The organism is Salmonella sp. SAL-020, from assembly GCF_017372215.1.
GTDB lineage: Bacteria > Pseudomonadota > Gammaproteobacteria > Enterobacterales > Enterobacteriaceae > Salmonella > Salmonella enterica.
The window spans coordinates 4203978-4224805 of the sequence record NZ_CP071690.1 but is presented as its reverse complement, the minus strand read 5'-3'; the positions used below and the strand labels follow the sequence as shown (position 1 = coordinate 4224805).

At 53.3% G+C, this 20828-nt stretch carries 18 protein-coding genes and 1 pseudogene; 8 read left to right on the top strand and 11 right to left on the bottom strand.

Annotated features, from left to right (window positions below; translation table 11 throughout):
- Positions 1-4: 4 nt before the first annotated feature.
- The 6 genes and pseudogenes from nrfB (at position 5) to gltP (ending at position 6695) form a co-directional block, all read left to right on the top strand.
- Positions 5-571, top strand: a complete 567-nt coding sequence (nrfB, locus tag J1G48_RS20555; RefSeq protein ID WP_000115065.1) for a cytochrome c nitrite reductase pentaheme subunit — start codon at positions 5-7, stop codon at positions 569-571.
- Positions 568-1239: a cytochrome c nitrite reductase Fe-S protein gene (nrfC, locus tag J1G48_RS20550; RefSeq protein ID WP_001278036.1), complete on the top strand. Its 672-nt coding sequence runs from the start codon at positions 568-570 to the stop codon at positions 1237-1239. The genes nrfB and nrfC overlap by 4 nt, the downstream gene beginning before the upstream one ends.
- Positions 1236-2192, top strand: coding sequence for a cytochrome c nitrite reductase subunit NrfD (gene nrfD, locus J1G48_RS20545; protein ID WP_000199678.1), 957 nt, complete (start codon positions 1236-1238; stop codon positions 2190-2192). The genes nrfC and nrfD overlap by 4 nt, the downstream gene beginning before the upstream one ends.
- Positions 2185-4423: pseudogene (nrfF, locus tag J1G48_RS20540) on the top strand (heme lyase NrfEFG subunit NrfF). The gene nrfD and the pseudogene nrfF overlap by 8 nt, the downstream one beginning before the upstream one ends.
- Positions 4420-5040 carry a heme lyase NrfEFG subunit NrfG gene (gene nrfG / locus J1G48_RS20530; RefSeq protein WP_000083244.1) on the top strand — a complete coding sequence of 207 codons (621 nt, stop codon included), beginning with the start codon at positions 4420-4422 and terminating at the stop codon, positions 5038-5040. The pseudogene nrfF and the gene nrfG overlap by 4 nt, the downstream one beginning before the upstream one ends.
- Positions 5041-5384: 344 nt before the next feature.
- Positions 5385-6695, top strand: coding sequence for a glutamate/aspartate:proton symporter GltP (gltP, locus tag J1G48_RS20525; RefSeq protein WP_000793278.1), 1311 nt, complete (start codon positions 5385-5387; stop codon positions 6693-6695).
- Positions 6696-6852: 157 nt separating this feature from the next.
- Here the strand turns inward: gltP and yjcO are convergent, their stop codons facing one another.
- From yjcO to J1G48_RS20495, 6 genes are all read right to left on the bottom strand, one after another.
- Entirely contained in the window at positions 6853-7542 is a 690-nt protein-coding gene (gene yjcO / locus J1G48_RS20520; RefSeq protein WP_000771451.1) for a Sel1 family TPR-like repeat protein YjcO, read from the bottom strand.
- 176 nt (positions 7543-7718) lie between these two features.
- Positions 7719-9866 (bottom strand): formate dehydrogenase H subunit alpha, selenocysteine-containing, encoded by a 2148-nt coding sequence (locus J1G48_RS20515; RefSeq protein WP_011233236.1) that lies wholly within the window; start codon positions 9864-9866, stop codon positions 7719-7721.
- 354 nt (positions 9867-10220) lie between these two features.
- Positions 10221-11129 (bottom strand): lipid A hydroxylase LpxO, encoded by a 909-nt coding sequence (lpxO, locus tag J1G48_RS20510; protein WP_000457031.1) that lies wholly within the window; start codon positions 11127-11129, stop codon positions 10221-10223.
- Positions 11130-11386: 257 nt separating this feature from the next.
- Positions 11387-11821, bottom strand: coding sequence for an aminoalkylphosphonate N-acetyltransferase (phnO, locus tag J1G48_RS20505; RefSeq protein WP_001576546.1), 435 nt, complete (start codon positions 11819-11821; stop codon positions 11387-11389).
- A gap of 151 nt (positions 11822-11972) precedes the next feature.
- The gene (gene yjdN, locus J1G48_RS20500) at positions 11973-12416 is read right to left on the bottom strand and encodes a VOC family metalloprotein YjdN (protein WP_001131305.1); all 444 of its coding nucleotides are present in this window, start codon (positions 12414-12416) and stop codon (positions 11973-11975) included.
- A 119-nt stretch (positions 12417-12535) separates the two neighbouring features.
- Positions 12536-12871, bottom strand: a complete 336-nt coding sequence (locus J1G48_RS20495; protein WP_000056484.1) for a zinc ribbon domain-containing protein YjdM — start codon at positions 12869-12871, stop codon at positions 12536-12538.
- Positions 12872-13338: 467 nt separating this feature from the next.
- On the opposite strand from J1G48_RS20495, the gene proP reads away from it, so the two are divergent.
- Complete coding sequence (proP, locus tag J1G48_RS20490) at positions 13339-14841, top strand: glycine betaine/L-proline transporter ProP (RefSeq protein ID WP_000919710.1); 1503 nt, start codon at positions 13339-13341, stop codon at positions 14839-14841.
- 69 nt (positions 14842-14910) lie between these two features.
- The gene (gene pmrR, locus J1G48_RS20485) at positions 14911-15000 is read left to right on the top strand and encodes an LpxT activity modulator PmrR (protein ID WP_000844399.1); all 90 of its coding nucleotides are present in this window, start codon (positions 14911-14913) and stop codon (positions 14998-15000) included.
- Between the two features lie 7 nt (positions 15001-15007).
- On the opposite strand, the gene pmrB is transcribed toward pmrR, so the two are convergent.
- From pmrB to J1G48_RS20460, 5 genes are all read right to left on the bottom strand, one after another.
- The gene (pmrB, locus tag J1G48_RS20480) at positions 15008-16078 is read right to left on the bottom strand and encodes a two-component system sensor histidine kinase PmrB (RefSeq protein WP_001212189.1); all 1071 of its coding nucleotides are present in this window, start codon (positions 16076-16078) and stop codon (positions 15008-15010) included.
- A gap of 9 nt (positions 16079-16087) precedes the next feature.
- On the bottom strand, positions 16088-16756 hold the full coding sequence (gene pmrA, locus J1G48_RS20475; protein WP_000697899.1) for a two-component system response regulator PmrA: 669 nt from the start codon (positions 16754-16756) through the stop codon (positions 16088-16090).
- Positions 16753-18396, bottom strand: a complete 1644-nt coding sequence (gene eptA / locus J1G48_RS20470) for a phosphoethanolamine transferase EptA (protein ID WP_000919304.1) — start codon at positions 18394-18396, stop codon at positions 16753-16755. The genes pmrA and eptA overlap by 4 nt, the downstream gene beginning before the upstream one ends.
- 133 nt (positions 18397-18529) lie before the next feature.
- The gene (gene adiC, locus J1G48_RS20465) at positions 18530-19867 is read right to left on the bottom strand and encodes an arginine/agmatine antiporter (protein WP_000093130.1); all 1338 of its coding nucleotides are present in this window, start codon (positions 19865-19867) and stop codon (positions 18530-18532) included.
- Between the two features lie 139 nt (positions 19868-20006).
- Positions 20007-20768: an AraC family transcriptional regulator gene (locus J1G48_RS20460; RefSeq protein WP_001217074.1), complete on the bottom strand. Its 762-nt coding sequence runs from the start codon at positions 20766-20768 to the stop codon at positions 20007-20009.
- Positions 20769-20828 lie beyond the last annotated feature (60 nt).

Below are 20828 nucleotides of genomic sequence, written 5' to 3'. Positions count from 1 at the left end.
GAATATGAGCGTATTACGTTCGTTATTAACTGCTGGGGTGCTGGCGTCAGGCCTGTTCTGGAGCCTGAGTGGAATTACTGCCACGCCAACGCCGCAGGAGTCGGATCAACGCTGGACGGTCACCCAGCAGCGTAATCCGGATGCTGCCTGTCTGGACTGTCACAAGCCGGACACCGAAGGTATGCACGGTAAACATACGGGCGCTATCAACCCGAACAATAAATTGCCGATAACCTGTACCAACTGCCACGGTCAACCGTCGCTTCACCACCGTGAAGGGGTGAAAGATGTGATGCGTTTTAACGACCCGATGTATACGGTAGAGCAGCAGAACAGCGTCTGTATGTCCTGCCACTTGCCTGAACAACTGCAAAAAGCGTTCTGGCCGCACGATGTTCATGTTACTAAAGTGACCTGCGCCAGTTGCCATTCCCTGCATCCGCAGCAAGACACGATGCAGACGCTAAGCGAGAAAGGGCGGATCAAAATATGCGTGGATTGCCACAGCGATCAGCGTACTAACCCGCACTTTAATCCGGCGTCCGTTCCGTTGCTTAAGGAGCAGCCATGAGTTGCACCCGACGTCAATTTATTACCCGCGTCGGCTCGCTGGCGGCGGTCAGTGGGATGGCAGGACGCGTTGTAGCGAACACGTTGAATATTAATGGCGTGCGTTATGGCATGGTACACGATGAGTCATTATGCATCGGCTGCACGGCCTGCATGGATGCCTGTCGGGAAGTCAACAACGTGCCGGAAGGCGTATCGCGCCTGACGATTATTCGCAGCGAGCCGCAGGGGACGTTTCCTGATGTGAAATATCGCTTCTTCCGCCACTCGTGCCAGCATTGCGACCATGCCCCCTGCGTTGACGTCTGCCCGACGGGGGCATCATTCCGCGATGCCGCCAGTGGTATTGTCGACGTGAACCCGGACCTTTGCGTCGGCTGTCAGTACTGCATTGCCGCGTGTCCCTACCGCGTGCGCTTTATCCATCCGGTCAGTAAGACGGCGGATAAGTGCGATTTCTGCCGGAAAATCAACCTGAAAGCGGGCAAACAGCCCGCCTGCGTTGAGTCATGTCCAACGAAGGCGCTGACGTTTGGTAATCTGGACGATCCCAACAGCGATATCTCCCGTTTGTTGCGGCAAAAAACCACCTATCGTTACAAGCTGGCGCTGGGCACAAAACCGAAGGTCTACCGCGTTCCCTTTAACTATGGGGAGGTGAGCCAATGACATCCGCTTCTCCATTTCATTTTGCATCACTGGTGTGGGACTGGCCCATCGCCATCTATCTGTTTCTGATTGGCATCTCCGCCGGACTGGTCACGTTGGCGATTCTGCTGCGTCGCTTCCATCCGGAGGCGGGCGGTTCGGACAGCACGCTGCTGCGCACTACGCTGGTGTTAGGGCCGGGGGCGATTATCTTCGGTCTGCTGATTCTGGTCTTCCACCTGACGCGCCCGTGGACCTTCTGGAAGCTGATGTTCCACTACAGCTTTACCTCGGTGATGTCGATGGGGGTGATGCTGTTCCAGTTGTACATGGTAGTGCTGGTGCTGTGGCTGGCGAAAATCTTTGAAAAAGAGGTGATTGCCCTGCAACAGCGTTGGCTGCCGCGGTTAGGGATCGTGCAAAAAGTGTTGGCGCTAATAACGCCGTTTCATCGCGCGCTGGAGACGTTAATGCTGGTACTGGCGGTTCTGCTCGGAGCGTACACCGGCTTTCTGCTGTCGGCGCTGAAATCCTATCCGTTCCTGAATAACCCGATCCTGCCGGCGCTGTTTCTGTTCTCCGGCATCTCCTCCGGCGCGGCGGTGGCGCTGATCGCTATGGCGTTACGCCATCGTAGCAACCCGCACAGCACCGAGGCGCGCTTTGTACATCGCATTGAAACCCCAGTGGTATGGCTGGAGATCTTCCTGCTGGCGGCCTTTTTTATCGGGCTGGCGCTGGGCGATGACGGCAAAATGCGCGCGCTGGCGGCGGCGCTGGGCGGCGGATTCTGGAGCTGGTGGTTCTGGCTTGGCGTCGTAGGGCTGGGATTGATTATCCCGCTGCTGCTGAAGCCCTGGGCAAACCGTAGCGTCACGTTTCACGGCGTGCTGGCCGTTTGCGGCGCCAGTTTGACCGGCGTGCTGCTGCTGCGCTTTTTCATTCTTTATGCGGGACAGCTAACGGTTGCATAATCTGGACATCTTCCTTCCTGAAGCCGGATTTCTGGCGCTGTTGTTGAGTCTCGGGGTCAACGTGCTGACCCCGCTGGCGACGTGGTGCGGGATGGGGCTGCACTGGCGCGGCGTCATGCGCCTGACGACCTGCGGCGCGTGGACGGCGTTCACGCTGCTGCTACTGGCGTTTGCGATTCTGGTTAGCTGTTTTCTGACCAGCGATTTTTCGGTCGTTTATGTTGCGCAGCATAGCCATAGTCAGTTGTCATGGGGACTGAAACTGGCGGCGGTATGGGGCGGTCATGAAGGCTCGCTCCTGCTGTGGGCGCTGCTTCTTTCGGGGTGGACGGCGCTATTCGCCTGGCGCTCCCGGCATGAATCTGACGCGCTTTTTCCGCTGACCCTGAGCATCTTGTCCCTCATTATGGCTTCGCTGCTGCTATTTATTGTGCTGTGGTCCGATCCGTTCCTGCGTATTTTCCCTCCCGCCATGGAAGGGCGCGACCTTAATCCCATGCTGCAACATCTGGGGCTGATCTTACATCCGCCGCTGCTCTATCTGGGTTATGGCGGCCTGATGACCGCGGCGAGCGTAGCGCTGGCTTCGCTACTGTGCGGCGGCTTTAACGCCGCAACCGCCTGGGTTTGCTGGCGCTGGGCGTTACCCGGCTGGTGCGCTCTGACGCTGGGGATCATTCTCGGATCGTGGTGGGCGTATTGCGAACTGGGCTGGGGCGGCTGGTGGTTCTGGGACCCGGTGGAAAATGCCTCGTTGTTGCCGTGGCTTGCCGCCAGCGCGTTGCTGCACAGTCTGTATGTCAGCCGCCAGCGCGGGAGCTTCCGTCACTGGTCGTTGCTGCTGGCGATACTGACGCTGATCCTCTCGTTGCTGGGAACGCTGATTGTGCGTTCCGGCATTCTTGTTTCGGTACATGCCTTTGCGCTGGATAACGTGCGCGCGGTGCCGCTGTTTACCCTTTTTGCCGCGTTAAGTCTGGCATCGCTTGTTCTGTACGGCTGGCGGGCGCGGGAGCCGTATCCGGCGACGCGTTTGGGCGGCGGAAAGTGCGAAACGCTCATTCTGGCGACGCTGCTGCTCTTTAGCGCCGTCTTGTTGATCGTGCTGGTCGGGACGCTCTACCCCATGATTTATGGTTTGATGGGCTGGGGAAGGCTTTCGGTGGGCGCGCCCTATTTTAATCGCGTCACGCTGCCGTTTGGCCTGCTGATGCTGGTAGTTATCGTGCTGGCGACAATCAGAAGCCGCAAAGTCTCTGTGCGTTGTCAGCTTCCGGCATTGCTGGCGCATACGGGCGTATTTATCTTCGCCGCCGGGATCATGGTTTCCAGCGGCAGTCGGCATGAAATCAGCCTTAACCTCAGCCCCGGTCAGCAGGTGGTACTGGCGGGCTATACCTTTCGTTTCGAGCGTCTGGATCTGGAGGCCAAAGGCAACTACACCAGTGAAAAAGCGCGGATCACGTTGTGGCGGAATGAAAAACGCATTGGCAGCCTGCAGCCTGAAAGGCGCTTCTATGCCGCGCGTCGTCAACAGATGATGGAGCCGGGGATTCACTGGAACCTGCTACATGACTGGTACGCGGTGATGGGCGAAAAAAACGGACCGGATCGTTACGCCATGCGCTTATACGTGCAGACCGGCGTGCGCTGGATCTGGGGTGGGGGATTGTTGATGGTGTGTGGAGCGCTGCTGAGCGGATGGCGGGGGAGGAAGCGTGATGCGTAAATTACTCACAGCGTTGCCGGATGGCGGCGTAAACGCCTTATCCGGCCTACAGGATGCGCAAACCGTAGGCCGGATAAGCGTAGCGCCATCCGGCAGAAAGTTTTTACTCTTAACGATCGTCCTGTTTTTAATCACCTTCGCCACCCACGCCCAGGTGGTGGATACCTGGCGCTTTGACAATCCACAACAGCAGGAAAAAGCGCTATCTATTGCCAGTCAACTGCGCTGTCCGCAGTGTCAGAACCAGAATTTGCTGGAATCCAATGCGCCCGTGGCGGTCAGTATGCGCCATCAGGTTTACAGCATGGTGGCCGAAGGTAAAAGCGAAGCGGAAATCACCGCCTGGATGACCGACCGTTATGGTGATTTCGTACGCTACAACCCGCCGTTGAATGAGCAAACGCTGCTGTTGTGGGCGCTGCCGTACCTGCTGTTATTGCTGGTGGGCGTGGTGGCCTGGCGGGTGAGAAAGCGTCAGCACGCAGGAGAGGGGGAACAATGAGCCAGTCTGAACACTCCACTGTGCCGTTACGTCCCATGCCCGTAAAGCGTCTGGCGGCTGCGGCGGTGTTGATGGTGGCTGCCTGTGTCGGCGGCTATCTGTTGACGCCGAAATGGCAGGCTGTGCGTAGCGAGCAACAGCGTCTGGCCGATCCGCTACGTGACTTTACGAACCCGCAAACGCCAGAGGCGCAGCTTTCCAGGCTGCAAGAAAAAATCCGCGCCAATCCGCAGGATAGCGAGCAATGGGCGCGGCTGGGCGAGTATTATCTCTATCGCAATGCGTATGACAATGCGCTGCTGGCATATCGTCAGGCGTTGCGTCTGCGAGGCGATAACGCGCAGCTTTTCGCCGCGCTGGCAACGGTGCTGTATTACCAGGCCGGGCAACATATGACGCCTGCGACGCGTGAAATGATTAATAAAGCGTTAGCGCTGGATGCGACAGAAGTGACCGCGCAGATGCTGCTGGCGGCGGATGCGTTTATGCAGGCGGATTATGCGCAAGCCGTGTCGCTGTGGCAAACCTTACTGGATGCCAACTCGCCGCGAGTGAACCGCGCGCAGCTGGTAGAGGCCATTAATTTGACTAAATTGTTACAAAATCGGCAGAAATAATTTTTTCTTTTTTGTGACTTTTGTCATGTGTGCTGTTTAAAAAAACGGCGAATGAGACACAAGTAAAAATTAATTACCTCAGTGTATTATTCGTTTTTGACGAAGTAAAAAACTTTCCATAACAAATAGTTATTCATCATTAACGCCATAAACTCGCGTTATTATGCATAAAAACAGCCAAAAGCCCTGTTATGAAAGGGTTGCGCAAGACGCTATGCAAATGATACTGATTATGCGCGTTAAAAAACTCTACAAACCAACGCAACACAAATCATACCCTTTCAGTATGTATTGCTCTCATGCTTTCGGCGGAGAGCAACGCTTCATCGAGGAAGTCTGTTGTTATGAAAAATTTGAAAGTCAGCCTGGCCTGGCAAATTTTGCTGGCTATGGTGCTGGGCATTCTGTTGGGCAGCTATCTGCATTATCACAGTGACAGTCGTGAATGGCTGATTGCCAACCTGCTGTCGCCTGCTGGCGATATCTTTATCCATCTGATTAAAATGATCGTCGTGCCGATCGTGATCTCGACTCTGATTGTCGGCATCGCCGGCGTTGGCGATGCGAAACAGCTAGGCCGTATCGGCGCCAAAACCATTCTCTATTTTGAACTGATCACCACGGTGGCGATTATCCTCGGCATTACGCTGGCGAATGTCTTTCAGCCAGGCTCAGGCATTGATATGTCGCAACTGGCGACCGTCGATATTTCGAAATACCAGAACACCACGGCGGAAGTACAAAGTCATGCGCATGGGCTGATGGGGACGATACTGTCGCTGGTGCCGACCAATATCATCGCATCGATGGCCAAAGGGGATATGCTGCCAATTATCTTTTTCTCGGTCCTGTTTGGGCTGGGGTTGTCGTCCCTGCCGGCAACGCACCGCGAACCGCTGGTGACGGTATTTCGTTCCATCTCTGAAACCATGTTTAAAGTCACCCATATGGTGATGCGCTATGCGCCAGTGGGCGTTTTTGCGCTGATCGCCGTCACGGTAGCGAATTTTGGTTTCGCGTCGCTGTGGCCGCTGGCGAAACTGGTGCTGCTGGTACACTTTGCCATTATCTTCTTTGCGCTGGTGGTGCTGGGTATCGTGGCGCGCCTGTGCGGGTTAAGTATCTGGATTCTGATTCGCATTCTGAAAGATGAATTGATTCTGGCGTACTCGACCGCCAGCTCCGAGAGCGTGCTGCCGCGCATTATCGAGAAGATGGAAGCTTACGGCGCACCAGCCTCTATCACCAGTTTCGTGGTACCGACCGGTTACTCATTTAACCTCGACGGCTCCACGTTATACCAGAGCATCGCCGCCATTTTTATCGCGCAGCTATACGGTATCGACCTGTCGCTGTGGCAGGAAATTGTACTGGTGCTGACGCTGATGGTGACGTCGAAAGGGATTGCCGGCGTGCCTGGCGTTTCCTTCGTGGTGTTACTGGCGACGCTGGGCAGCGTGGGCATTCCGCTGGAAGGGCTGGCGTTTATCGCCGGTGTCGACCGTATCCTCGACATGGCGCGTACTGCGCTAAATGTGGTGGGGAATGCGCTGGCGGTGCTGGTGATCGCCAAGTGGGAACACAAGTTTGACCGCAAAAAAGCGCTGGCCTACGAGCGCGACGTGCTGGGCAAATTTGATAAGACCGCCCAATAACGGATTGCCGGATGGCGCTTTGCTTATCCGGCCTACAGCGAAAGAGAATGTAGGCCGGATAAGGCGTTCACGCTGCCATCCGACAACCTGCTCCGGGTTGCCTGATGGCGCTACGCTTATCAGGCCTACAACGACTACGTTCATCCGGCAATAAACATCAGCCATTTGTTAGCGTTTCGAACTCTTCGCAACCGGTATCAAACCCTTCCAGACAGCTTAGATTCAACCAGTGCAACGCCTTCTGCTTGTTCTTTTCAATAAAGCCCGGTTCTCCGTTTAAAAACATCATTCCCGCCCAGTATTCTGAATAGCCGGTACGGGAAATGGCGGAACTGCGTTTGAAATACCAGGCGGCTTTTTCATCATCGGCGGCAATGCCCACGCCGTTGGCGTAAATCAGGCCAAGCAACATTTGCGCATCCACCGCGGAGTCGTTATCCAGATCTTCAGAGGCCTTTTGCAGCAGCGAGATGGCTTTTGGGTAGTCCGGACGCCCGGCCTGGGTGTTGATCAGGATCCGCGCCAGCGTAATTTCGCCCGCTTTACTGCCCGCGTTAGCCGCCTTTTCAGCCAGCTTTTTCGCGTCGGGATAATCCAGGCTTACCGGATTAGTGATTTTGATTTGCGCCAGTAGCGCGCAGGCGTCGGCGTCGCCACTGTCGGCGGCTTTTTGCGCCCAGTATTCAGCTTTGTTCAAATCGCCATAGCTCAACCAACTGTCGGCCAGAAAATATTGTGCGCGTCTGTCACCTGCCTCTGCTGCCTGCAAATACTGGCTACCCGGCTCAGGATCTGCGGCATGGGCAAAGAATGTCATAAACAACATCAATGCAAGAAGTAGTTTCATTTTGAATTTTATTTAGGGTACGGAAAAGACAGTATAAAGAGATCGTATGGATAAAAAAACAGCCTCCGGGCGGAGGCTGTTATAGGGAAAATGCCTGATGGCGATGCTAATGCATCTAATCAGGCCTACAGTAGACGCAGGCCGAATAAAGCATTCTGATGCCGCCATCCGGCAGATCAACCCATTGCGCTTTCGCGCAGGCGGGTTTTCAGCTTGTTGTACTCATCAATCACATACTGCTCGGCGGCTCGCTGATCGGCGATCGGCTCAACGCGTACGGCGCAGTATTTGTACTCCGGCGTTTTGGTAATCGGGCTGAGGTTTTCAGTCACCAGCTCGTTACAGGCGCCAATCCACCACTGGTAGGTCATGTAAATCGCCCCTTTGTTTGGGCGATCGCTGACCTGCGCGCGGGTGATGATTTTGCCTTTGCGCGAATGAACCCACACCAGCGCTTCATCTTCAATGCCCAGACGCGCGGCGTCGGCGGTATTGATTTGCGCATAGCCCGGTTCATCGGCCAGCGCGGCCAGCGCCGCACAGTTACCGGTCATTGAGCGGCAGGAGTAGTGGCCGACTTCGCGCACCGTCGACAGTACCATCGGGTACTCTTCGGTGAGTTTATCGATAGGCGCTACCCAGTCGCAGGTGAAGAACTGCGCCAGACCGTTGGGGGTATCGAACTTCTCTTTAAAGAGGTACGAGGTTCCCTGATCGGCATCCGACGTGTCGCGGCATGGCCACTGGATATAGCCCAGTTCGCCCATCTTCTCGTAAGTGGCGCCGTAGAAATCCGGGCACAGATGACGCAACTCATCCCAGATTTCCTGGGTATTGTTGTAGTGCATCGGATAGCCCATCCGGGTGGCGATTTCACTGATAATCTGCCAGTCGGTTTTCAGGTCCCACTTCGGTTCAACGGCTTTAAAGAAGCGCTGGAAGCCACGGTCAGCCGCAGAGAAGACGCCTTCATGCTCGCCCCAGGAGGTGGAGGGTAAAATCACATCCGCCGCCGACGCGGTTTTGGTCATGAAGATATCCTGCACGATGACCAGTTCCAGATCCTCAAACGCTTTACGTACTGCAGAGAGTTCCGCATCGGTTTGCAGCGGATCTTCACCCATAATGTACGCCGCGCGCACTTCGCCATGCGCCGCACGGTGCGGCAGCTCGCTGATGCGATAGCCGGTATGCGCAGGCAGACTTTCTACGCCCCAGGCTTTAGCGAACTTCTCGCGGTTTTCCGGGAACTTAACGTACTGGTAGCCCGGATAAGTATCCGGGAGCGCGCCCATATCGCACGCGCCCTGAACGTTGTTCTGGCCGCGAACCGGGTTAACGCCCGCGCTTGGCTTGCCGAGGTTGCCGGTCAGCATCGCGAGGCTGGTCAGTGAACGCACGGTTTCCACACCCTGATAGAACTGCGTGACGCCCATACCCCACAAGATCGCTGCGCTTTTCGCGCTGGCATACATCCGCGCCGCCTGACGAATTTCCTGTGCGCTCACGCCAGTGATCTCTTCGACGGACTCCGGCGTATAGCCTTCGACAATCTTACTGTACTCTTCAAAACCTTCGGTACGGCTGGCGACAAACGCTTTGTCGTACAGGTTTTCTTCAATAATGACATGCCCCATGGCGTTGAGCAGCGCGATATTCGAGCCGTTTTTCAACGCGATATGCATGTCAGCGATGCGCGCGGTTTCAATTTTGCGCGGATCGCAGACGATAATTTTCGCCCCGTTGCGTTTAGCGTTAATTACATGATTCGCCACGATAGGGTGGGAATCCGCCGGGTTATACCCGAAGACGAACACTAAATCAGTGTTATCAATTTCGTTAATCGCATTACTCATTGCGCCGTTACCGACCGATTGGTGCAGACCTGCAACCGATGGGCCGTGTCAGACGCGAGCGCAGCAGTCAACGTTATTGGTACCAATAACGGCGCGTGCGAATTTTTGCATTACATAGTTGGTTTCATTTCCGGTACCGCGAGAGGAGCCGGTTGTCTGGATTGCATCCGGACCGTACTTCGCTTTGATGGCGCTCAAACGTTCAGCGACGTAATTGAGCGCTTCATCCCAGGAAACAGATTCCAGTTTGCCGCCACGCTGGCGACGGATCATTGGGGTTTTCAGGCGCGGGGTCAGGATCTGGGTATCATTAATAAAATCCCAGCCGTAGTAGCCCTTCAGACACAGGGTACCCTGGTTGGTTTTCCCCTGCGCCGCCTCAGCCCGGACGATTTTGCCGTTATCGACCACCAGATTGATTTTGCAACCTGATGCGCAATACGGGCAAACCGTGACGACTTTTTTCATCGGTTTCGCTCCAGTTAATCAAATCGCGCATACGCGCTGTCGCCCTCAGTATGCATGTTTTATGCCACTTTTTTAGTATGGGCTTTCCCTGATATTACGGGCGAATTTTGCTCAAAACCCTGACGAAAAACAGGCTATCGTCAGTTTTGACGTGTCGAAAGAAAATACCGCATGACATTTATTATGGGGAGAAACGCGGAGCGCAGGCCAGATAAGGCGGAGCCGCTATCCGGCAATCTGCTCTGCCTGAAGTGGAAATTATCCGGATGGATAGACTCAAGGCCAGGGAACGCTTTGAGACTAACGCCAGGATAGAACAGGCCGCGGCAGGCAGTTCCATACCGCGGCCCGGCTTCAGAGGAGGCTGAAAAGGATTATCGCGGCAAAAATAGCAGCAATAACGAGATATTTCAGCGCGTAATAGAGAGTGCGGTTTTTCTTTTTCAGACGTTGCCCGGCATCGCGTGCTGCGTGAACGTATTTAAAGATGCGATTAATCGCACCGGTGCGATCGTTCTCGTCGTTTGGCGAACTGGCGGCGGACATCAACGATGCGCCGACCCAGTGGTTTACGCTCTGCGCCCAGCGCCATTTCATTGGGCGCTCAATATCGCAAAAGAGGATAATACGCGTCTGTTCAGTTTTATTTTCCGCCCAATGAACGTAGGTTTCGTCGAAGATGACGGCTTTGCCGTCGCGCCAGCTATGGCGCTGTCGATCAACTTCAATAAAACAGCGGTCGTCATTCGGTGTGCTTAATCCAAGATGGTAACGTACTGAACCGGCATAGGGGTCGCGATGTTTTCCCAGATAGGCCCCGGGAGGCAACTCGGCGAACATCGCCGCTTTAATAGAGGGGATGCTGTTGACCAGCTTTGTCGTTATCGGGCATAACGTTTCCGCCGACGGGTGGGCATCGGAATACCATTTAAGGTAAAACCGTTTCCAGCCGCGCTTGAAAAAGGTGTTGAATCCGGCGTCGTTATTGGCCTGCGCGGCTTTTATGTGATGCTGAAGCCGTAGCGCCTCTTCACGAATCACCTGCCAGTTTTCCGTCAGCTTCTGCAGCTCTGGAAATGCCGTGGTATCAAAGTACGGCTGCTTTGCCGGTAACGTTGAGAAGCGAGTCATGAACATATTGATCGGCGCCATAAACGTCGAGTGGTCAAAGAGTTGACGGGAAAGTTTTTGTTTTTCCACACCGCGTGAATGCGCATAAATGACGCTGATAATAAAAATACCGATAATGATTGCTGCGAACATAACGTCACTGTCCTTCTAAGAAAACCTCATCCCGGGATTTTCAGGCAACCCTCCCGGTGATGCCAAAGAGAAAAGTGTAGTTCGTTGACAATAAATTTACATTTCTACAACTTAAAAGGGCCATTTTTGCTAAAGAAGCGAGTCAGCCCGTTTAACCTTTATCCAGGCTTGCCGACAGTAGAATTGAGATGGCTCCGCTACTTCACCCGGTGACGGCTGATTACGTTATGCCTTATCTCCTGATGACGGCTGCCAGATCACAATGCTTTGGTAAACCGGAAATGACTTTGCTTGTAACCTTCGCGAAGATAAAAACGGTGTGCATCGCGGCGTTTAATATTTGTGGAAAGCTCCGTTAGCTCGGCGCCCGCCTGACGTGCTTCTTCTTCTGCCCAGGCCAGAAGCTGACTGCCAATTTTTTGTCCCCGCATCGGCGGTAATACCACCAGCTCCTGAATTTCGCCAATCCAGTTGGCATGATGGAGATGAAACTGCATATGCAGGCTGATCATGCCGACTACCTCTCCGTTACGCAGCGCTAAACGATAATGAAAGTTGGGGTCCAGTAAATTAGCGGCGAACCCATCCCTGAAAGCCTGATAATCAAGCTCATTTTTAAGTAACTCACAGATAAGCGCGTAAACAGAATCGGTATCCTCTGTTGTCGCGTGGCGTAATTCACAGACTGGCATAATGTCCTCCCGACGCTTCATCAGGATCAACCATCTTTCGACAGACTGTAGCAAACTACCGTCATTATTTATTCTATGGCAGTTAAACGGCGGATAACGTGCAGCCAAAGATCACTCTGATGGCAAGGGGGAGGGCGAGCCTCCCGGGGAGTTAGGTGGCAGGCTGATGTTTAACCACGTTAATCATCCACGGCACACCGAAACGATCGCTGACCTTGCCGAAACCCTGCGCCCAGAAGGTCTCCTGCCAGTCCATTTCGATTTGCCCTTGTGCGGCAAGGTTATCAAACCAGCGCTTCCCTTCTGCTACATCCTGGGTATCAAGCACCAGCGTAAAGCCGGAATAATGCGCCGTTCCCGACGGGCTGGCATCACTCATCATGATATCGCTGCCGGCAATACGCATGTTGGCGTGGGCGATAGCAGTATCGGGAAAGCGCATTCCTGACGGGCAGCCCTCTTCGTTATCCGCCGCCGAGGGGGGCATTTCACCGAAGCTGAGTTTATAAAGCAGTTCTGCGCCTAACGTTTGTTGATAATACGCGATGGCGTCGGCACAGTTGCCGGCAAAAGAGAGATAGGGACTTAACGGCATGATGGTTACCTCAGGTAAGAGATGCTCGTTAAGTGTAGTTCGAAATTGGCACAATATTGTCGGTGGCAGGGCCGCTCAGGCCCGGTAAGCAAGGCGCTACCGGGCAATGACGCGGTAAATCAGTTCTTTTTCACGAACTCTGATTTCAGTTTCATCGGGCCAAAACCATCGATTTTGCAGTCGATGTTATGGTCGCCTTCAACCAGACGAATGTTCTTCACTTTGGTGCCGATTTTCAGCATGGAAGAGCTGCCTTTTACTTTCAGATCTTTCACGATGGTGACGCTATCGCCTTCTGCCAGCAGGTTGCCGTTGGCGTCTTTGACAATCAGCTCATCGCTCTCCTGAGCGGGTTCCGCATCGTTCCATTCGTGAGCGCATTCCGGGCAGATGAACATGCCGTTATCTTCGTAGGTATATTCGGAGTTACATTGCGGGCAGTGGGGTAATGACATGTTGGTATCCTCAAAAAGTCAGCGGGGGCAAACGCGCCCAAAAATGGCAGATCGCCGAAAAAGGCCGCAATTATACACAAAATCCTTAGCGTTGTCGGGACTATTGCCGCTTTTATAAAAGGGTCTGCGCCACGCCAGTCAGCAATGGTTTACACTCGAATAACCGCTTTTTTACTGTCACCACAGCGCATTAGGGCGTCCTTGTTTACACCTTTTGACCGAATTGACATATATGTGTGAAGTTGATCACATATTTAAACCCTGTTAGGGTAAAAAGGTCATTAACTGCCCATTCAGGCGTCAACAGGTTCGGTTGTACAGTCCGTAACCGGACAGTGTAAGTAAACCTGCTACGCTTGTATGAGGGATAGCGTTCGCGCCCCTCCCTCCGCTCGACGGCGACGCTGGCGCGGTATGCCAGTGCCCGCCGTATATAGCGCTACAGGGCTTAGCCTATGAGGACAGCTATGCTGAAAAGGAAAAAAATAAAACCGATTACACTGGGCGATGTGACCATCATTGATGACGGTAAACTTCGCAAAGCGATTACCGCCGCCTCGCTGGGCAACGCGATGGAGTGGTTTGATTTTGGTGTTTATGGATTTGTTGCCTACGCGTTGGGTAAAGTCTTTTTCCCCGGCGCCGATCCCAGCGTTCAAATGATTGCCGCGCTGGCCACGTTTTCCGTTCCCTTCCTGATTCGTCCGCTCGGCGGGTTATTCTTTGGTATGCTCGGCGATAAATACGGGCGCCAGAAGATCCTGGCGATCACGATTGTGATTATGTCGATCAGTACCTTCTGTATCGGGTTAATCCCCTCTTACGCGACGATCGGTATCTGGGCGCCAATACTGTTGTTGCTGTGTAAAATGGCGCAGGGCTTCTCGGTTGGCGGGGAATATACCGGCGCGTCGATCTTTGTCGCGGAATATTCGCCGGATCGTAAACGCGGATTTATGGGAAGCTGGCTGGATTTTGGTTCCATCGCCGGGTTCGTGCTGGGCGCGGGCGTGGTGGTCTTGATCTCGACGATTGTCGGCGAGGAGAATTTCCTTGAGTGGGGCTGGCGTATTCCGTTCTTTATCGCCCTGCCATTGGGGATTATTGGTCTCTACTTACGCCATGCGCTGGAGGAGACGCCAGCGTTTCAGCAGCACGTGGATAAACTGGAGCAGGGCGACCGCGAAGGGTTGCAGGATGGGCCGAAAGTCTCCTTTAAAGAGATTGCCACCAAACACTGGCGTAGCCTGTTGTCATGTATCGGTCTGGTGATTGCCACCAACGTGACCTACTACATGCTGCTCACCTACATGCCGAGCTACCTGTCGCATAACCTGCACTATTCTGAAGATCACGGCGTGTTGATTATCATCGCCATTATGATCGGGATGCTGTTTGTGCAGCCGGTGATGGGGCTGCTGAGCGACCGTTTCGGTCGACGTCCATTTGTGATTATGGGCAGCATTGCGCTGTTCGCGCTGGCGATCCCGGCCTTCATCCTGATTAACAGTAACGTTATTGGCCTGATTTTTGCCGGTTTGTTGATGCTGGCGGTGATTCTGAACTGCTTTACCGGGGTGATGGCCTCGACATTGCCGGCGATGTTTCCGACGCATATTCGTTACAGCGCGCTGGCGGCGGCTTTTAATATCTCTGTATTGATTGCCGGTCTGACGCCAACGCTGGCGGCCTGGCTGGTGGAAAGCTCGCAGGATCTGATGATGCCGGCGTATTATTTGATGGTCATCGCGGTGATAGGCTTGATTACCGGTATTTCCATGAAAGAGACGGCCAATCGTCCGTTAAAAGGCGCAACGCCAGCGGCGTCGGACATCCAGGAAGCGAAGGAAATTCTGGGCGAGCATTACGATAATATTGAGCAGAAAATCGACGACATCGATCAGGAAATTGCGGAGCTGCAGGTCAAACGTTCGCGTCTGGTACAGCAACATCCGCGTATCGATGAATAAATTTCGCGCTTAAGGTTCGCTTAATCTCTCGCGGGCATACTCTCCTCCATACCTTTGGAGGAGAGCGTCATGAAAAGCTATATTTATAAAAGTTTGACGACCCTGTGTAGTGTGCTGATTGTCAGCAGTTTTATCTATGTGTGGGTCACGACGTATTAAACGCCTGTTATGCCTTTTTCAACAGCACCCAGGCACGGGTGCCTGTTCTTTCCGTACGGTTTTGCAGGAAAAACTGTCCCTGATGTAGCTGGGTGATGCGGCTGACGATACTCAGCCCCAGGCCAATTCCGCCATAACGGCTGTCCATCCGCACGAACGCTTCGCTTAGCTTCCCGCATTTGCTTTCATCAATACCCGGCCCCTCGTCTTCGACCGCCATAATAGCGTCGGGGTCGGCGCTAATGTGGATAGTGATATGGGTTCCTTCAGGGCTATAGCGATGCGCGTTTTCCACCAGATTTCGCAGCAGCATACGCAGTAACGTCGCGTCACCGCGCACTACCACGTCCGCCGCACTTTCCGGCAGCAACAGAGTTTGCTGGCGCGTTTCCAGCATGGTGTTCAGCTCATCGTAGGAGGGGAGGATCACATCTTCCAGCAGTTTTACTTCCTGATAATTCCCGGAAGAGAATGACTGGCCCACGCGCGCCAGTTGCAGAAGCTGGGAGACGCTATCCATCATCTGGTCAAGACGGGCGATAAGCGGCGCGACATCAACATTGTGGGTTTTTGACAATAATTCCAGATGCAAACGCACCCCCGACAGCGGCGTGCGTAGCTCATGGGCCACATCGGCGGTAAAAAGGCGTTCATTGTCGAGCGTGGTGGTCAAACGCGTAACCAGTTGATTGATCGCCGAGACGACGGACTCAATCTCAAGCGTGGAGCTGTGAATGGCGATCGGCGCCAGATTATCCGCCGTCCGCGCTTCCAGCTCTTTTTGCAGTTCGGCGAGCGGACGGGTAATACGCCGTACCGCCTGGTAACAAATTAGCAGCGTCAGGCTAACCATAAATACGCCGGGGACGATCAGGCTGGCGACCGCCTCGCGAATTTCGTGCATGATATGGCGATCGTTGTTGCGATTATCCCGCAGCGCCTGCTCGAACAATTGGATTTGCTCAGTGCTTTCATGCCATAACCAGAAGGTACTGATTAACTGGAACACCAGCAGAATAAGACCAATTGTCAGCATTAAACGCTGGCGAAGGGTCATCGCTCTTCGCTGAAAACGCATCAGGCTCACTTAGCTTTCCTCAGTGGCAACCAGCATGTAGCCAAACCCGCGAACCGTGCGAATGCGCGACTTGCCGACTTTGTCGCGCAAATTATGTATATGCACTTCCAGAGTGTTGGTCGAGGGTTCGTTATCCCAGTTGTAGATATCGTTATAAAGAATTTCCCGGTGCACCGGACTGCCTGCCTTGAGCATCAACCGTGAGAGCAACGCGTACTCCTTAGGCGTCAGGGTCAGTTCCTGTCCATCCCTCCATGCCTGATGACGGCCTATATTGAGCGTCAGATTGCCAACCGTCAGTTCACTTTCACCCTGGTTATTATGGCGGCGCAGCAGCGCGCGGATGCGGGCGTGCAACTCCTCCAGGGCGAAGGGTTTAACCAGATAATCATCTGCGCCGACATCCAGCCCGGTAATGCGGTCATTGAGCGTATCGCGGGCGGTCAGAATGAGTACCGGCAGGGTATATTTTTTCTGTCGGATTCGCGTCAGGAAATGCAGGCCATCCTCATCGGGCAGCCCTAAATCCAGCACCATCAGACTGTAATGACCAGACTCCAGACTATGCTCGGCGGCACGCGCTGTCGAAACGCCATCACACGCATAGCCTTCGGTTTGCGCGGCGAGTATTAACCCCTGTAATAATAGCGTGTCGTCTTCAACAATCAGTATCTTCATTCGCTTAGTCTCCTGCACGGTTGCAGAATATCATCTGCGGCCTGGTAATACGTCGTTTGTACGCCGGTTAATCCCAGCATGGTTGAGAAAAGATTGTCCTGTGAATAATCCAGCGTGCTCGCCCGTTTTTGCAGGCAGGCCTGATCCACCTGATAACGCTGTTGATAATCTTTAGAAAGCCAAATGAGCATCGGGACATGTTTTTGCGTATCCGGCGCAATGGAATACGGCAGACCGTGTAAATAAACGCCATTTTCACCCAATGATTCGCCGTGATCGGAAAGATAGACCAGGCTGGTGGTGAATTTATCCTGATGAGATTTCAGCAGGTTAATGGCTTTATCTACAATATAGTCCACGTACAGCACGGTATTATCATAGGTGTTGATCAACTGCTGTTGGGAACAGTTCTGAATTTCGTTAGTGTCACAGGTTGGGGTAAATTTTTTAAACTGCGGTGGATAACGGTTGTAATAGGTTGGGCCGTGGCTGCCGATGGTATGTAATACAATAACGCCATCGCCTTTCAAATGGTCGATATAGTCTTCCAGACCGTGAAATAACACTTCATCGTAGCACTCGCCGTCGATACATTGTCCGGGCAGGTTTAGCTCGGTGACATTTTGATGCGGAACGCGATCGCATGCGCCTTTACAGCCGCCGTCATTATCATTCCACAGTACGTTAATCCCCGCGCGCTGGATAATATCCAGCAGCCCTTCCTGGTGATGCGCCAGCTCTTCGTCATAATGTTTGCGCGGCATATCAGAAAACATGCAGGGAACGGAGATCGCGGTCGCCGTACCGCAAGAGGTGGTATGCGGGAAATAGATCACATCGTCTTTCGCCAGCCGCGGATTGGTGTCGCGCGGATAGCCGCCAAGAGAGAAATCATCGCCGCGCGAGGTTTCGCCAACGATGAGAATCGTCAGGTTTTTGCGATCGCTTTTCAGCATTAATGGATTGCGATGGGCATCCTCGCCAATGCGTACCAGCGGCAAATTCGCCAGCCGTTGATGCGAATACCATGACCAACTGGCGACAATACTGTTCGATGGGCTTAACGCTTTGATCAACTGTTTATTATTTCGAAATAGCGAGGCGTAATCTTTATAGAAAAAGGCGGCGACCAGAATAACTAATAAAATAGAGATCAGGACGCTGACCAGGCGGTAAAGCCCGCTACGTAAGCGCGGCGTCGCCGGACGGATTTTGACCCAGAAGGCAATCACGGCTGCCAGAACGCCGCTTAATCCCAGCGTCAGCACCATTTGCGGCGTCATCAGCGCAAAGGTTTCCGCGGGCGTGGTATCCATCATATTGGCGATCATGGAACGATCGATGATGATGCCGTAAGTCAAAATAAAATACTGCGCGGCAGCGCCGACCAGAATAAAAACGCAGGCCAGCGGTCGGTTTAGCCAAATAAATGAGGCCAGCGTCAGCACACTATTGACCACGCTAAACGCGACGACCGGCATGGAAATAAACACCAGTACATTGCGCAGCGAGTTTAACGGTAGGTCTTGTAGTACCTGCTTGTAGAACGCAATGTTCAGGCAGACGGCAATATAAAAGGAAAAAAGCAGAAGCCAGGCGATTTGCCCAAGAACAGGTCTTTTAAGAAAGCGCTTTAACATGTTGATGCGTCCATCGATTCGGTGACGCTAATCGTGACAAAGTAAAATTAAGTGAACCTTAAGAACTTAATGTTGGTGGCGGCCGGATAACCTGCGCTATCCGGCCTGTTGCGATAACATTAACTACACGTGGTCAATCCTGTTTAACCGGCGCATCCAGCGGATACGGGTTTTTGTGAATACGGTTGTAATTCAACGCATACAGCGCGGTGATCACCATCAACGTGACGAACGACCACATCACTTCTTTGGCGCCGGAACCGATGACCGCCCAGATGCAATACACAAACGCGACGAAGGTAATCAGCAGATACAGCGGGCGCGCTTTACCAAAGTGACCGTGGCCTAACAGCAACAGCGCGGCACAGGTGTAAAGATAAGGCACCAGGGTGAAGATAACCGACACGGAGGAGACCAGACCAAACTCTTTCGCGGCGTTCGGCGACATACTGCTGAACTGGAAGATAGTCATCAGCACGCCGACGATAAGCAACCCAGCCACTGGCGTACCGGCTTTATTAACCCGCGCGAAGATCGGCGGGAAGAGACCATCGTCCGCCGCCGCTTTTGCGGTTTGACCGGCAAGCAGCGTCCAGCCGCCGAGAGAGCCCAGGCAACCCGCTGCCGCACAGAAGGAAACAATAGCCCCTGCGGTATCGCCCAGCGCCATACGCGCCGCGTCACCGAAAGGCGATGCCGACACGCGCAGCGCCGCGTTGGGGATCATCCCCATAATCGCCGTTGTGGAGAGCACATAGCAGACGGCGGCGATCAGTACCCCGCCGATGGTGGCGATAGGCACATTGCGTTTCGGGTTTTTGACCACACCGGCCGCAACGGAGGCGCTTTCTACCCCGATGAATGACCACAGCGTAACGTTCAACGTGCTTTGAATCGCGCCGAAGGTATTCATGCCGCTCACGTTCCAGGCCGCCATATAGGTTTCGCCTTTAAACCAGAACCAGCCGAAGACCGCAATCCCTACGATAGGCACCAGCGCCAGTACGGTGGCGACGGCCTGTACGCGGGTAATCATTTTCGGCCCGACGATGTTCAGCAGAACAAAAATCCACAGCACCGCGACGCAGGTAAGCGTTAATACCAGCGGATCTTTCAGAATCGGGAAGAAATAGCTCAGATAGCCGACGCCGATAACGACCATCGCGATATTACCGATCCAGCATGCCAGCCAGTACAGCACGTTCGTTTGATAGCCCAAAAACGGCCCGAAGCAGCGGCGTGCGTAGGCATAAGAACCGCCGGGACTGGGATCTAAGGACGACATTTTGGCATAAACCATCGACAGCGCCAGGGCGCCGATGATAGTGACCAGCCATCCGTAGATTGCAATCCCGCCAGTGGCCGCCAGGTTGGCAGGGAGTAAGAATACCCCTGAACCCATAATATTCCCCGATACCATTAAGGTGACGGGGATTAGGCCCACTTTGTGAGCATCAGCATCCGAAGACATAATTTGGACTCCTGAAAAGGTGACTTCGTTACGATAAATTACGTCGTATCATACCCCTTCAGAATGCCGCTGAATTATGTCGGAGACGGGTTATCGCCAATGCTGTTATTATCGTGTCTTATCGTTGAGTGTAGAAAAATTAGGCAGCCGATCGTTCCCGATGTTGGCTAACATAATGCAGGGGGGTCATACCATAAAACTCTTTAAACACGGAAATAAAGTACGATGTGCTGTTATACCCACACAGCTGTGAGACTTGAGAGATATTCTTTCCGTCCATTAATAATTGGTTTACGGCATAACGCATTCGGCAGGTCGTGATTATTTGGCTATAACTGGTATTCTCGTTTTTGAGCTTTTTCTTTAACAAGCTTGGACTCAGGCACAGGCAGCTGGCAACGGCGCTCAGATTCCAGTCTTTATGAATATCGCTCTGAATGATGTGGTAAACGCTGTCACTGATGCGGCTGCGCAGCATGTGCATTAACAAAGAAATAAATTTTTTGTGGTCAAGAAAGCGGGATAAAACGGTGAAAAGGAGCGCACGGGTACGTTCACTAACAATTTCATCCGGTGCTTCCATCGCGCTGTAGCGGGCGGCGACCCTGAAGATATCCGGCGTCAGACAGTTGGCGGTCAATAAGGGATCGGCGTTGCGTTGCCAGACGGGAAGGTGTGAGAGATCTTTATTCAGGAATTGTAAATAGTCTTTAATATTATTGCGACTCACTTGTATTACTAGCACGCTATTTAATGATGAAATGTCAATAACGTTATTTTCACAAGCCAGAATGGCCATATGATTCGCTTTTAAGCTGATTGGCTCCTTACCATTTACTCGTAACCATGTATCTTTTTCGGTTAATAACACTATGCAAGGTTCGTTGCTGCAAATCCTCATACCCGAACTCCTGGAATATGAACATAAAATACCGGATCTCGCCAAACGGGAGAGATAACG